The 14,230-nt window shown below is 65.3% G+C and carries 11 protein-coding genes; 4 read left to right on the top strand and 7 right to left on the bottom strand.

All coding sequences use genetic code 11. The annotated features are described in order from the left end of the window. Window positions 1-15 precede the first annotated feature (15 nt). On the top strand, window positions 16-525 hold the full coding sequence (locus tag PVZ80_RS02480) for a GNAT family N-acetyltransferase (RefSeq protein WP_028683288.1): 510 nt from the start codon (window positions 16-18) through the stop codon (window positions 523-525). Between the two features lie 33 nt (window positions 526-558). Here PVZ80_RS02480 and metR read toward each other — a convergent pair whose 3' ends face one another. Further along, entirely contained in the window at window positions 559-1,476 is a 918-nt protein-coding gene (gene metR / locus PVZ80_RS02475) for a transcriptional regulator MetR (RefSeq protein ID WP_009050584.1), read from the bottom strand. A 108-nt stretch (window positions 1,477-1,584) separates the two neighbouring features. Here metR and metE point away from each other — a divergent pair, with 108 nt between their 5' ends. Beyond that, window positions 1,585-3,897: a 5-methyltetrahydropteroyltriglutamate--homocysteine S-methyltransferase gene (metE, locus tag PVZ80_RS02470; RefSeq protein WP_009050583.1), complete on the top strand. Its 2,313-nt coding sequence runs from the start codon at window positions 1,585-1,587 to the stop codon at window positions 3,895-3,897. A 367-nt stretch (window positions 3,898-4,264) separates the two neighbouring features. Beyond that, window positions 4,265-5,299 carry an alpha/beta fold hydrolase gene (locus PVZ80_RS02465; protein WP_009050582.1) on the top strand — a complete coding sequence of 345 codons (1,035 nt, stop codon included), beginning with the start codon at window positions 4,265-4,267 and terminating at the stop codon, window positions 5,297-5,299. A gap of 335 nt (window positions 5,300-5,634) precedes the next feature. Here PVZ80_RS02465 and PVZ80_RS02460 read toward each other — a convergent pair whose 3' ends face one another. The 6 genes from PVZ80_RS02460 to PVZ80_RS02435 are packed head-to-tail and all read right to left on the bottom strand — an operon-like array spanning window position 5,635 to window position 12,939. Beyond that, entirely contained in the window at window positions 5,635-7,032 is a 1,398-nt protein-coding gene (locus tag PVZ80_RS02460) for a sigma-54-dependent transcriptional regulator (RefSeq protein ID WP_009050581.1), read from the bottom strand. After that, window positions 7,029-8,816, bottom strand: coding sequence for a sensor histidine kinase (locus PVZ80_RS02455; RefSeq protein ID WP_273863392.1), 1,788 nt, complete (start codon window positions 8,814-8,816; stop codon window positions 7,029-7,031). The genes PVZ80_RS02460 and PVZ80_RS02455 overlap by 4 nt, the downstream gene beginning before the upstream one ends. Then, the gene (locus PVZ80_RS02450) at window positions 8,813-9,940 is read right to left on the bottom strand and encodes a GNAT family N-acetyltransferase (RefSeq protein ID WP_273863391.1); all 1,128 of its coding nucleotides are present in this window, start codon (window positions 9,938-9,940) and stop codon (window positions 8,813-8,815) included. The genes PVZ80_RS02455 and PVZ80_RS02450 overlap by 4 nt, the downstream gene beginning before the upstream one ends. Before the next feature lie 14 nt (window positions 9,941-9,954). After that, the gene (locus PVZ80_RS02445; protein WP_009050578.1) at window positions 9,955-10,836 is read right to left on the bottom strand and encodes an alpha/beta hydrolase; all 882 of its coding nucleotides are present in this window, start codon (window positions 10,834-10,836) and stop codon (window positions 9,955-9,957) included. Next, complete coding sequence (locus PVZ80_RS02440; RefSeq protein ID WP_038576222.1) at window positions 10,833-12,227, bottom strand: aspartate aminotransferase family protein; 1,395 nt, start codon at window positions 12,225-12,227, stop codon at window positions 10,833-10,835. Before PVZ80_RS02440 ends, PVZ80_RS02445 begins: the two co-directional genes overlap by 4 nt. After that, window positions 12,220-12,939, bottom strand: coding sequence for an MtnX-like HAD-IB family phosphatase (locus PVZ80_RS02435; protein WP_009050576.1), 720 nt, complete (start codon window positions 12,937-12,939; stop codon window positions 12,220-12,222). The genes PVZ80_RS02440 and PVZ80_RS02435 overlap by 8 nt, the downstream gene beginning before the upstream one ends. Before the next feature lie 230 nt (window positions 12,940-13,169). Here PVZ80_RS02435 and PVZ80_RS02430 point away from each other — a divergent pair, with 230 nt between their 5' ends. Then, window positions 13,170-13,952 carry a MipA/OmpV family protein gene (locus PVZ80_RS02430; RefSeq protein WP_038634816.1) on the top strand — a complete coding sequence of 261 codons (783 nt, stop codon included), beginning with the start codon at window positions 13,170-13,172 and terminating at the stop codon, window positions 13,950-13,952. Window positions 13,953-14,230: the final 278 nt, after the last annotated feature.

The following is a 14,230-nucleotide window of genomic DNA, read 5'->3' as shown; positions in this document are numbered from 1 at the left end:
GGGCCTCGACCAACCATGTCCATCCAGCACCTCGATGCCAGTCACGCCGCCGCCTACCGCGCGCTGATGCTCGAAGCCTATGAACGGCATCCGCAGGCTTTTACCTCCAGCGTCGCCGAACGCGCGGCGATGCCCCTGAGTTGGTGGGAGTCGCGGCTGAGCAGCCCGCTGGACCTGTTGCTGGGGGCCTTCGAGGGTGGCGAGCTGGTGGGCATCGTCGGGCTGGCGTTCGAGGTCCGGGAGAAAGCCCGACACAAGGCCACGCTGTTCGGCCTGTATGTGGCGCAGCCTTATCGCCACGGCGGCCTGGGCTACCGGCTGGTCCAGGCGCTGCTGCAGGAGGCACGCCAACGCCCCGGGGTGCGGCTGGTGCAACTGACCGTCACCGCTGGCAACGACGCAGCCCTGGCGCTGTACCAGCGCTGCGGTTTCGTCCAGTTCGGCCTGGAGCCGCTGGCGGTTCGGGTGGGCGTCGAGTACTTCGACAAACTCCACCTGTGGCGTGAAGTCGTCTCCCCTCTCTGAATTTCCCCCACTCCTCCAGGCTGATGCGGCTTTTCAACGTACCGCGCTGACCCCGTCCAGGGTCGAGAACGAAGTGTCCTTGGCGGTCAGCAGGAAGTCGCGCATATAGGGCGCATCCAGCATGTCGGCACGGATCGCCGCGTACAGCGTGGCGAACAGGCCTTTTTCCCCCAGGCGCTTGGCCTTCACATAACCCCGTGAGCTGTATTCATGCAGCGCCCAGTGAGGCATGCCGCACACACCACGGCCGCTGGCCACCAGCTGCATCATCATCACCGTCAGTTCCGAGGTACGGACCTGGGCCGGCTCGATGTCGGCCGGTTCCAGGAAGCGGGTGAAGATATCCAGGCGGTCGCGCTCCACCGGGTAGGTGATCAGGGTTTCGCTGAGCAGGTCTTCCGGAACGATGTAGGGCTTGCTGGCCAGGCGGTGCTGGTTGGCCACTGCCAGCATGGCTTCGTAGGTGAACAGCGGCACGTAGGTGATGCCCGCCAGTTCCACCGGGTCGGAGGTCACCACCAGGTCCAGGTCGCCGCGGGCCAGGGCCGGCAGCGGGGCGAAGGAGAAACCCGAGGCCAGGTCCAGCTCGACTTCCGGCCAGGCATCGCGGAACTGGTCGATGGTCGGCATCAGCCACTGGAAGCAGCTGTGGCATTCGATAGCCATGTGCAGGCGGCCCGCGGTGCCGCCGGCCAGGCGGGAAATGTCCCGCTCGGCGGCGCGCAGCAACGGCAGGGTGGCGTCCGCCAGTTGCAGCAGGCGCAGGCCGGCGCTGGTGAAGCGCACCGGCTTGGTCTTGCGCACGAACAGCGGCATGCCCATGCGCTCTTCCAGTTCCTTGAACTGGTGGGACAGGGCGGACTGGGTCAGGTGCAGGCGTTCGGCGGCTTCGACCAGGCTGTCGGCTTCGCGCAGGGCGTGCAGGGTCTTCAGGTGACGGATTTCGAGCACCAGGGTCTCCATGAGTAAATTTTGTGATCAACACGAAAAGGTTGAGTTTGTCTCATGTTGGCTTGGCTGTCGACAATAGCGCCATCTTTTACCGGGAGGAACCCACCCATGGCCTTGGCCCACACCCTTGGTTTTCCGCGCATCGGCGCCGACCGCGAACTGAAAAAAGCCCTCGAAGCCTACTGGAAGGGCGACCTCGACCGGCAGGCGCTGCAAGACGTCGGACGCCAACTGCGGGCCAGGCACTGGCAGCTGCAAAAGGACGCCGGCATCGACCTGCTGCCGGTGGGCGACTTCGCCTGGTACGACCAGGTGCTGACTCACTCGCTGGCCTTCGGCGTGGTTCCCGAGCGCTTCGACAGCAGCAAGGACGCCCAGGGCCGGCCGACCCTCGACACCCTGTTCGCCATGGCCCGCGGTGCCTCGGCTGGCTGCTGTGGCGGCGATCAGGCCAAGACCCAGTACGCCCAGGAACTGACCAAGTGGTTCGACACCAACTATCACTACCTGGTCCCGGAATTCAGCGCCGACCAGTCGTTCAAGCTGAGCTGGGAGCAGCTGTTCGACGAGGTCGACGAAGCCCACGCCCTGGGTCATCGGGTCAAGCCGGTGATCATCGGTCCGCTGACCTACCTGTGGCTGGGCAAGGCCAAGGGCAACGACTTCGACAAGCTCGAGCTGCTGGAGCGCCTGCTGCCGGTCTACGGTGAAATCCTCAACCGCCTCAAGGCCCAGGGCGTGGAGTGGGTGCAGATCGACGAACCGATCCTGACCCTCGACCTGCCGCAGGCATGGAAGGGCGCCTTCGAGCGGGCCTACCACATCCTCCAGTACTCGCCGCTGAAAAAGCTGGTGGCCACCTATTTCAGCGGCCTGCAGGACAACCTCGGGCTGGCCGTCGGCCTGCCGGTGGACGGCCTGCACATCGACGCCGTGCGGGCACCGGAACAACTGACCCAGGTGCTCGATCGCCTGCCGACCTACAAGATTCTTTCCGTGGGCCTGGTCAACGGCCGCAACGTCTGGCGTTGCGAGCTGGAGCAGGCGCTGCAGCAGCTGCAAGCGGCGCAGGAGCGTTTTGGCGACAACCTGTGGGTCAGCAGTTCCTGCTCGCTGCTGCACAGCCCGGTGGACCTGGCCCGGGAAGACCAGCTGGATGCCGAGCTGAAAAGCTGGCTGGCCTTCGCCGTGCAGAAATGCGGCGAAATCTCGGTGCTGCGTGACGCCCTGAACGATCCCCAGGCCCCGGCGGTGCAGGCGGCCCTGGCCGCAAGCCGCCAGGTGCAGGCCAGCCGCGCGCAATCGCCGCGCATTCACAAGGCCGAGGTCCAGGCGCGGCTCAAGGCGGTCAGCGCCGCCGACAGCCAGCGTCACTCGCCCTTTGCCCAACGCATTGCCCAGCAGCACGCCCGTTTGAAGCTGCCGGTGTTCCCGACCACCACCATCGGTTCGTTCCCGCAGACCGCGTCGATCCGCCTGGCGCGCCAGGCATTCAAGCAGGGCAAGCTGTCGAACAACGATTACACCGACGCCATGCGCTGCGAAATCCGCCATGCGGTGCAGGTCCAGGAGCGCCTGGGGCTGGACGTGCTGGTGCATGGCGAGGCCGAGCGCAACGACATGGTCGAGTACTTCGCCGAGCAACTGGACGGCTACCTGTTCACCCGTTTCGGCTGGGTCCAGAGCTACGGTTCGCGCTGCGTGAAACCGGCGGTGATCTACGGCGACCTGAGCCGCCCGCAGGCCATGACGGTGGACTGGATCAGCTACGCCCAGAGCCTGACCGACAAGGTGATGAAGGGCATGCTCACCGGACCGGTGACCATGCTGATGTGGTCCTTCCCCCGCGAGGACGTGTCCCGCGAGGTGCAGGCCCGGCAACTGGCGCTGGCCCTGCGCGATGAGGTGGTGGACCTGGAGAAGGCCGGGATCAAGATCGTGCAGATCGACGAAGCGGCATTCCGCGAGGGCCTGCCGCTGCGCCGGGCGGACTGGCAGCCGTACCTGGACTGGGCGGTGGAAGCCTTCCGCCTGACCGCCTCTGGGGTGCGCGACGACACCCAGATCCACACCCACATGTGCTACAGCGAGTTCAACGATGTGATCCAGGCCATCGCGGCGATGGATGCCGACGTGATCACCATCGAGACGTCGCGTTCGGACATGGAGCTGCTGGAGGCGTTCGAGGCCTTCGACTACCCGAACGACATCGGCCCGGGGGTGTATGACATCCACTCGCCGCGGGTGCCGGACACCGCCGAGATGGTCAAACTGATGAGCAAGGCGGCCCGGCGCATCCCCGCCGAACGTTTGTGGGTCAACCCCGACTGCGGCCTGAAGACCCGCGCCTGGCCGGAAACCGAAGCCGCCCTGGTCAACATGGTCGCCGCCGCCCGTCAGTTGCGTAACCAGCAGGCCTGATCCCGGCCAACGCCAATCCCTGTAGGAGCGCAGCTTGCGCGCGATGAGCCGACAGGCGCCGCGCTGCTTCAGGAACACCGCGTCATCGTTCACGACCATCGCGAGCAAGCTTCGCTCCTACAGTGGGCCGGGGCACGATGCTGCGGGCTTTTGTAGCCGCTGCCGCAGGCTGCGATAAGGCCGAAGGCCTTCAGCGGGTTCAAGATCGCTGCGTCCCTTCGGGCCGATCGCAGCCTGCGGCAGCGGCTACAGGGTTTTATGACCGCTGGGCAATCTTCATCAAACTGTCACGTAACTGTGGCAGCGCGCTCGATCAAAGTTCATCAGACTCGCGCTCTACTGGGCTTCTGCGTTTCGGTGTTTCTTCATGTGGGCAAGATTTTTTTCAACGACTGTTTTCCTGGCCGCGCTGCTGCTCGGCCTGCCGTCTCAGGCGGCGTCTCGCTGTGATGTCAACGTACCGACCCAAAGGGTCGAACTGGAGCAGGTGAGCCTGGCCTACCAGAGCATCGGCCGTGCCTCCGATCCGGCGCTGCTGCTGGTGATGGGCCTGGGCGGGCAGTTGATCCACTGGCCGGACGAAGTGGTCGTTGCCCTGTGCCAGCAGGGGTTCCGGGTGATCCGTTACGACAACCGCGACGTCGGCCTGTCCACCTGGCGCCAGGCGCCGGCCAACGCCAACCTGACGTTCGAGGTGCTGCGCTACAAGCTCGGCCTGCCGGTGGCCGCGCCCTATAGCCTGACCGACATGGCCGACGACGCCCTGGGCCTGATGAATGCCCTGCAGGTCGAGCAGTTCCATGTCCTGGGCGCGAGCATGGGCGGGATGATCGCCCAGCACCTGGCGGCCATGGCGCCGCAACGGGTCGAGAGCCTGACCCTGATCATGACCAGCTCCGGCGCCGAAGGCCTGCCGGCGCCCAACGCGGCGCTGGTGCAACTGTTGTCGCGGCGCGGCGCGCCGAACCGTGAGGTGGCGCTGGAGCAGCAGGCCGACCTGTTGGCCGCCCTTGGCAGCCCGCAGGTCACCGACGATCGGCAGGCGCTGCTGCACCAGGCGGCGGAAGCCTATGACCGTGCCTTCAACCCGGAAGGGGTGAAGCGCCAGATCATGGCGATCCTCGCCGAACCGAGCCGGGTGGCCCTGCTCAACCAGCTGCGGGTGCCGACCCTGGTGGTGCATGGCACCGCCGATCCACTGCTGCCGGTGATGCACGGCGTACACCTGGCCGCGCATATCCAGGGCAGCCAGCTGAAGCTGATCCCGGGCCTGGCCCATCGTTTCCAGGAAGCCTTCAAGGCGCCGTTGCTGGCGGCGGTGCTGCCCTACCTGCAAAGCCATCGCGAAGACACCTCGCACTGGGCGCAGATCGATCCGCTGCCCGCGCCGAACCTGCTCTGACCTAGGCTTGCGTAGGAGCCAGGCTTGCCGGCGATTGGGGCAATGCGGTGTGTCTGATGCACCGCTATCGCGGGCAAGCCTCGCTCCTACAAGTCCGTGGTGGCCTTGGCTTCTGTAGGAGCCAGGCTTGCCGGCGATTGGGGCAATGCGGTGTGTCTGATGCACCGCTATCGCGGGCAAGCCTCGCTCCTACAAGTCCGTGGTGGCCTTGGCTTCTGTAGGAGCCAGGCTTGCCGGCGATTGGGGCAATGTGGTGTGTCTGAGGTACCGCTATCGCGGGCAAGCCTCGCTCCTACAGGTCCGTGGTGGCCTTGGTTCTAGGTGACGGGGGGGTATCAGCGGACGATCTTGTCGACCTGGATCCCGAGTTTTTTCAGGCGGTACCAGAAGCTGCGTTCGGAAATGCCGATCAACTGCGCGGCGGCGGCCTGCACGCCGTTGCTCTGTTGCAGGGCGGCGAGGATGTAGGCCTTCTCCACTTCGGCCAGGGCCGCGTCCAGGTCGCTGGGCACGCTGAGGCTGTCGCCGGGCAGGGCGCTGGCTCCGGCGTTCAGCGGCGGTGAGCTGAACAGATAACCCGGCAGGTCGCTTTCCTCGATCACCGCGCCCGCGGCGACGATGGTCGCGCGTTCGACGCAGTTCTGCAGTTCGCGGATATTCCCCGGCCAGGCGTAGTTGGCCATGGCCTGCAAGGCCTGCGGGCTGAAACCGGTGATGCGTTTGCCGGCGGTGGCGCCCAGGGTGTGGGCGAAGTGCCGGGCCAGGGGTGCGATGTCCTCGACCCGCTCGCGCAGGGCGGGCAGCGGGATCGGGAAGACATTGAGGCGGTAATACAGGTCTTCGCGAAACTCCTTGTTGGCCACCGCCTCCAGCAGGTTCTTGTTGGTGGCGGCAATCACCCGCACATCGACCTTGCGCTCGCGCGGGTCGCCCACCGGTTCGATCACCCGTTCCTGCAAGGCGCGCAGGATCTTCGCCTGCAGGGCCAGCGGCATGTCGCCGACCTCATCGAGAAACAGCGTGCCCTTGTCCGCCTGCTGAAAGCGCCCGACCCGGTCCGCCACGGCGCCGGTGAAGGCGCCCTTGCGATGGCCGAACATTTCGCTTTCCAGCAGGCCTTCGGGGATCGCCGCGCAGTTGACCGCGACAAAGGGTTTGTTGGCTCGGTTGCCGTGCTGGTGGATGGCCCGGGCGACCATCTCCTTGCCGGTGCCGCTTTCGCCGGTCAGCAGGATGGTGGCGTTGCTTTCGCGCACCGAGTCCACCGCTTGCAGGACCCGGCGGAAGGTCGGGCTGTCGCCCACCAGGCTGTCGATCTGCCGGTGCTCGTCGAGCTCGGCGCGCATGCGCTGGTTGTCCTTGAGGATGTCGCGAAACTGCAGGGCCTTGCTGACGGTGATGTCCAGTTCGTCGATGTCGAAGGGCTTGGCAATGTAGTCGTAGGCGCCGTTGCGCATCGACTGCACGGCGTTTTTCACCGTGCTGTAGGCGGTCATGACGATCACCGGGATCTGCGGGTAGCGCTGCTTGACCTCGGCCAGCAGCTGCGGGCCGTCCATGCCGGGCATGCGCCAGTCGCTGATCACCAGGTCGATCTCTTCCTGTTCCAGCACCTTGAGCGCGTGCAGGCCATTGCCGGCGGTGAACACCTGGATACCGTCCTGGCTCAGCGCCGAGGACAGCAGGTCGCAGAGTTTGGGCTCGTCGTCGACCACCAGCAGGTTATGCGTCATGGCTGGGCCTTTTGCTCATTTTCATCATCCTCTTCGTCATCCTCACCCTTGGCCGGAATGTACAGGCTGAAGGTGGCGCCGGCATCTATTTCGCTGCTGCATTCGATGTGCCCGTCATGGTTTTCCATGATCGAGAACACCTTGGCCAGGCCCAGCCCGGTGCCCGAGGCCTTGGTGGTGACGAAGGGGGTGAAGATGCGTTCGAGCATGTCCGGCTCGATGCCCTGGCCGGTGTCGGTGACCCGCAGGATGGTGTGTTCGGCGTCCTGGGCGATGCCCAGGGTCAGGCGCCCGCCCGCGGGCATGGCGTCGATGGCGTTGAGGATCAGGTTCAGGCAGGCCTGTTTGAGCTGGCGCGCGTCGGCGTAGAGGGTCGCGCCCGGCGCCTGGTCGTCGATCTGCGCGTCGATCTTGTGGCTGGCCAGTTCCGGCTCGCAGAAGCCGATCAGCTCCTCCACCAGCGGCCGCGCCAGCAGGGTCGAGCGGATCGGCGCGCTGGGCTTGGCGAAGTCGAGGAAGTCGGTGATCAGGTCGTTGATCCGGCTGACTTCGCTGATCACGTATTCCAGGTGACGCTTGTCGCCTTCGGGCAGATCCGCACGGCGGTGCAGCAGTTGGGTGGCGGTCTTGATGATGCCCAGGGGGTTGCGGATCTCGTGGGCCAGGCCCATGGCCACTTCGCCCAGGGCGTGCAGGCGGTCGCGACGGCGCAACTGGGCTTCCAGGTGCTGCAGTTCGCCCAGGCGTTCGCTCATGTGGTTGAAGGTGCTGCTCAGCTCCGCCAGCTCGTCGCCGCCAATCACCGGCACCCGTTGCCGGTAGTCACCGGCGATCACCGCCTGGACCCCCTTGGACAAGCCACGCAGGGGCATGGTCAGGCGTTTCGACACCAGCCAGCCGACGGCCAGCGACGCCGCCGAACTGAGCAGGAAGATCAGGATGAACAGGTTGCTCTGGTTGACCAGCCCCACCAGGCTGCTGTGGCGCAGCAGGCCGCTGAAAATCACCCCCACCAGCTCGCCGCTGTCGTTGAAGATCGGCCGGTACAGCCCGCTGTAGCGGCTGGTGAACTGCTCCGTGGGCTGGCGAGTGTCGCGCAGGATGTTCTCGATCTTTTCCGGCACCTGGGTCGGGTGGTCCTCGAAACGCTGGGTGGCGAAGATCTCGGCGAAGTCGTTGGCCTTGGCCAGGTACAGGCGCAGGTCGAGGGAATGCACGTCGGCCACGCTGGTGAGGAAGCTGGCGTCCAGGTAGGTGGCGATCAGCAGCTGGTAGTCGATGCCGTCGAGGGTGGTCTGGAAGGTCGAGACCACCGCGCCGGTGGCCACGCCGCCGACCTGCAGGGTCTGCAGCACGGCGTTATGGGCCAGGCTGATCTGCCCGACGATATCGTCGGCCGCGGTGCTGAACACCACCTGGTGGTCGCGCTTGCGGATCAGCGCCACCACATCGATGCCCATGGAGTCGGCGATGTCGGCGGTGAGCTTGTCGTGCTTGGCCGCGTTGCGGTCGGTGGGCGGCTTGGCATAACGCAGGAACAGCTGGGCGATGCGCGCGTTGTCGTGCAGGGTCTCGGTGATTTCGTCCTCGACGATCTTGGTCGACTCCTGCAGCCAGATGCGCACGTTGCTGTCGAAGATCTGCGACAGGGTGGTGGCCGCCAGCTCGGCGGCGATCATGGTGGGGATCACGCTGACCATCCAGAACGCCAGCACCAGCTTGCGCTGCAGGCTCCAGCGGGAGATGGCGAAAGGGCGAGGGGTGCGGCGGTCTTTTCTGGTCATGAACTTTCGCTTAATGCAGCGGCCATGGCGGGGTCGGTGCGATCCGGCCGGAGAACATATTTCAGCCCTTTGAGCAGGGTGTCGAGCAGCGGGTTGCGATGCTGGAAGAACAGGCTGTTGCCGCTGAAGCTGCAACCCAGGCGCAGCTTGCTGGCATAACCGGCCTGGCCGCATTCGTAGAGCGCGATCCGGTGCTGGATACAGTAGTCGACATTGGCCATCCAACTGCGCAAATACAGGTTGTGCTCACGGCTGATCTCCAGGTCGTGGGCGAAGAATTTGTCGATCAACCGGTGCTCGTCCAGCAGCACCAGGTTGAAGGCCACCAGTTGTTGGTCGACCCAGTACAGCACGCAGGCGGCACGCTCTCCCAAGTGCTGGAGGATACCGGTGAAGTAGGGCGCGGGTAAGCGTTCGAATTGCAGGTCGCTGCGCCGCAGGGTGGCTTCATACAGGCGTATGACCTGGGGCAGGACGTCGTCGATGTTGCGTCGCCATTCGATCCGCGGCCCGGGCGCACGCAACTTGCGGCGCAGGTCCTTGCGCGTGGATTTGCCCAGGGTGCCGAGGTAGGCATCCTGCGAGCCGAAGGGCACCGGCAGCAGGGCGCTGGGCAGGCTGGGCATGGCTTGCAGGCCGAATGCCTGGCAGCTGGCGGCCCATTGCCGGTCCTGGCTGGCGGCATCCTTGACCGCCAGCAGGCCGATGCCCTGGGCGTCGGCGTCGCGCCGGGCCAGGTGCAGCAGTTGCCCGAGCAGGGCCTGGCGGCGCACCGCGGGGATATGGCTGGCGGTGCCGGCGTGGCACTGTTCGGCCACCGGCGAACCGATGGCGTACAGCGGCAGTTGCAGCAGCCCCGGCCACCAGCGTTGCAGGCGTTCGCTCAGGCGCTTGGCCGGGCCCGAGACGGTGGTGTCCAGGCGATAACGGGTGATGAAGGCCGGGGCGGCGGCCACCAGCTTCTCGTCTTCGAACACCGCCAGGTAGCGCCAGGTGAAGTCCTCGATGCCGGCGTCCTGTACTGCCAGGTAATAGTCCCAATTCTCCAGGGCACCGGGAAAACAATCGTTCCAGGCGCTGCGGTCGATGGCCTGGATGCTCGAAAAGACTTGGCTGGTGATCACGTGCGGTCCTTGAATCAGGCGAACTGGCGCTGGTCGTCGTACACCGCGGGCCGCGGGCCCGCCTGGCGTTCGATGAAGTCCGCGCTCAACTCCACCACCCGGCGGTACTGCAGGTCGACGGTGATCATGTGGTAGCAGTTGTCGAGCAGCACCTTGACCACCGGGCCGCCGAGCTTGCGCTCGACATAGTCGGCGTTCCAGCGGCTGGTGATGTCGTCCTCGATGGAGTGCAGCACCAGCGCCGGGGTGGTGATCGACGGCATGCGTTTTTTCACCACCGCGTTCATCCGGTGCAGCTCGCGCACAGTCACCCCTTCCATGGTCAGCAGGCCGGCGCTGCTGCTTTCGCCGGCCTTCATCTGCCGCTCGACCACCGCCCGCAGGCGCTTGTTCTTGATGCCGTACGGCGGCTTCTCCTCGAAGCTGCAGATGTGCACGCCGAACGGAATCTTCATCAGCAGCGGGGTGAGGAACGCCAGCTTGTTGATGCTCCAGCCGTCGTACTTGAGGGTGGTCGAATACATCAGCAGGCCGCTGACCTGCCCCGGGTGTTCCGAGGCCAGGTACATGGACATGACGGCGCCCATCGACAGGCCGCCGACGAACACCTGCCGGTGGCGCTGGCGGATGCCGACGAAGGTCCGGCGCACGCCCTCGTACCAGTCCTGCCAGCCGGTGGCTTGCAGGTCGGCGTTGTTGCCGCAATGCCCGGCCAGGGTCGGCACGTACACCGTGCACCCGGCCTGGGCCAGGCCGACGGCCACCCGACGCAGTTCCGTCGGGGTGCCGGTGAGGCCGTGGATCAACAACACCGCGACCTCGCCATTGCCGAGGATGAAGCCGGCGTCGCCCTGGCCCAGGTCGATGCCGGCGCCCGGATCGATCTGTGCTGTCATCGTTTCATGGCCCGGTCCAGCAGACGGTCGAGCAGGGCGATGCCGAGGTCGATCTCCGCGTAGCTGATTTCCAGCGAGGGGGCCAGGGTGATGACGTTCTTGTAGTAGCCGCCGACATCGAGAATCAGCCCCAGGCGCTGGCCATTGATCTCGATGTCGCCCTTCATGCCTTCCTCGACCATGTAGTCCAGGGTCGCCTTGTCCGGGGTGAAACCGTCGGTGGTGCAGATCTCGCAGCGCAGCGCCAGGCCCAGGCCGTCGACGTCGCCGATGATCGGGTAGCGCTTTTGCAGGTCCTGCAGGCCGGCCAGGAAGTACTTGCCCTTCTCCATGACCATCGCGCCGTAGTCGATCTCGCTGGTCATCTTGAACATTTCCAGGCCCACCGCGGTGCCCAGCGGGTTGGAGGCGAAGGTGGAGTGGGTCGAACCCGGCGGGAACACCTTGGGGTTGATCAGCTCTTCGCGGGCCCAGATGCCGCCCAGGGGGTTGAGGCCGTTGGTCAGGGCCTTGCCGAAGACGATCACGTCCGGCTTGACGTCGAAGTGCTCGATCGACCACAGCTTGCCGGTGCGGTAGAAGCCCATCTGGATCTCGTCGACCACCATCAGGATGCCGTGCTGGTCGAGCACGTGCTTGAGCTCGCTGTAGAAGTTCATCGGCGGAATCACGTAGCCACCGGTGCCCTGGATCGGCTCGACGTAGAAGGCGGCGTATTCGCTCTGGCCGACTTTCGGGTCCCACACGCCGTTGTATTCAGTCTCGAACAACCGGGCGAACTGCTGCACACAGTGGCTGCCGTACTCTTCCTTGGTCATGCCCTTGGGGCCGCGGAAGTGGTAGGGGAAGGGAATGAAGTTGGCGCGCTCGCCGAAGTGGCCGTAGCGGCGACGGTAGCGGTAGCTGGAGGTGATCGACGAAGCGCCGAGGGTACGGCCGTGGTAGCCGCCTTCGAAGGCGAACATCAGGCTCTTGCCATTGGTGGCGTTGCGCACGACTTTCAGCGAGTCCTCGATGGACTGCGAGCCGCCGACGTTGAAGTGCACGCGGCCGTCGAGGCCGAATTTCTTCTTGGCGTCCACCGCGATCATTTCCGAGAGCTCGATCTTGCCCTTGTGCAGGTACTGGCTGGCGATCTGCGGCAGGGTGTCGATCTGTTGCTTGAGGGCATTGTTCAGGCGCGGGTTGGCATAACCGAAGTTCACCGCCGAGTACCACATCTGCAGGTCGAGGTAGGCCTGGTCGCTGGTGTCCCAGACGTAGGAGCCTTCGCAGCGGCTGAAAATCCGTGGCGGCTCGATGTAGTGGACGGTGTCGCCGTAGGAGCAGTACTTGGCTTCTTTTTCCAGAAGCACCTGGTCTTCTGCGGTTGCGATACGAATGTCAGACATGGTGGAAGAGTTCCTGAGTGGGGACGCAATGTTCGGTGGTGTTGTCGAGGGCGAAGGCGCCGGCATTGGCCGCTTCGTTGGGCAACAGGGCCAGCAGTGCCGGCAGTTCGGCGAAGGAATCGAAGGTCGCGTGGGGGATGGCGTTGCGTTGGCAGTACTCGGCCAGGCGGCCCTTGGCGAACACGAAGTCGGCGCTGGCGGCCACGCACATGTCGGACTGGCCGTCGCCGATCACCAGCACCCGCTTGCCCTTGGGCGTGGATTTGCATTTGCAGTTGCCGGATGCGGCGCGGCAGGCGTCGCTGGCGTGCGGGAAGTCGATGCGCCAGCTGTTCTGGTCGACCTGGCGCAGGCGGTTGGCGAGGATCGGCAGCAGGCTCACGTAGTGGCGCGCGAGGATCCGCGCGATGCCTTGCTCGATGCCGTCGCTGACCACTTCCAGGGAAGCGCCCAGGCCGATCACGTGATCGACGAAGTCGGGGAAATCTGGATCGATCTCGACGCTGTCGAAACAGGCCAGCAGTTCGGCGGGCGAGGCCTTGACCAGCGCCAGTTGGCGGCTGAGGCATTCCCGGGAGCCGATATGGCCGTCCAGCCATTGTTGCTCGATGTCTTCCCAGCTCGGGTCGGCGAAGCGTTGGAGGACGTTGTCGATCACGTCGGTGCGGGTGATGGTCCCGTCGAAGTCACACACGATATGCCAGTGCATCATCTGCAGTTACCTGTTGGAGAGGAGCGCACTTTGCGCATGCCAGGCACTGGAGCAGGGACTGTGCCAACTGCCTTCGGCCCAGGCGGGCCGGGCTCTGCACGGGGAAAAGGCGTTTGGTGGGGTGGCTGGAGCTACAAATTTTGTAGCTCGCTACAAACAACATCAGTGCTTGCAGGGAGGGGGCGGGGTGGTGATTGATGCGCGCATCTTCACTCCAGGAAACCCGCGCCATGTTCAGCTTCACACGCTCCGCCCTGCTTGCCGTCCTGCTGTCGCTAGGGGCTGCCTGCGGGGCTTTCGCCGAGGAGGGGGGCCAGGATGGATTGGGCGGTTCGCTGGGCCTGGGCATCGGCTACCAACCCCATGACCCCAGCGGCAGCCGGCATGACACCGTGCCCTTGCCCTATGTCGATCTGGAGTGGGGCGATGTCAGCCTCGACACCGACGACGGCCTGACCTGGGATGCCTTCAAGGGCAATGGTTTCAGCGCCGGGCCCTATATCAACTATTTGCCGGGACGTAACGCCAACGGCTCGCTGCGCGGCCTGCGGGACGTGCCGAACATGGCCGATGTCGGCGGCTACATCCAGTACGCGCCGGACGACTTCTGGCGCCTGTTCGCCTCCCTCGGCAGCGCGGTGGCTGCGGGCGAGGGCCAGGGTGGCCTGCTGGGCAAGGTCGGCGGTGAAATCGGTTATCCCCTGGGCTTGGGGATCATTGGCAGCAACAACCTCACCGCGCATTTCGCCGACGCCCGGCAGACCCAGACCTTCTTTGGCATCAGCGACGCCGAGGCCCAGGCCACGGGCATCGGCCGCTACAGCGCCGGCGGCGGTTTGCAGAACCTGACCCTGACCCAGAACCTGCAGGTGCCCCTGGGCGGCAACTGGTCGTGGATGACCAGCGCCAGCTGGATTCACCTGACGGGTTCGGCGGCCGACAGCACCCTGGTGCGCGAGCGCGGCGAAGTGAATCAGGGCCAGGTCCAGACCGCCCTCAGCTACCAGTTCTGAGGCCCGCCAAGGCCTTATCGCCGGGCTTGCGGGGCGTGCTCCAGGTCGTCATCGCGAGCAAGCTTCGCTCCTACAAAAGCGCGGCGGAATACCTCTGCCGGCATGCGCTGTTTCTGTAGGAGCGAGGCTTGCCCGCGATCCAGGCGCCGCGGGGTGTCTGAAATACCGCGTCAGCATTCATCGCGAGCAAGCTTCGCTCCTACAAAAGCGCGGCTGAGTACCTCTGCCGGCATGCGCTGTTTCTGTAGGAGCGAGGCTTGCCCGCGATCCAGGCGCCG

It is taken from the genome of Pseudomonas sp. B3G-3, assembly GCF_028640915.1.
Taxonomy (GTDB): Bacteria; Pseudomonadota; Gammaproteobacteria; order Pseudomonadales; family Pseudomonadaceae; genus Aquipseudomonas; species Aquipseudomonas chlororaphis_I.
The sequence above is the reverse complement of the archived record's forward strand: the minus strand, read 5'-3'. Positions and strand labels throughout refer to the sequence as shown.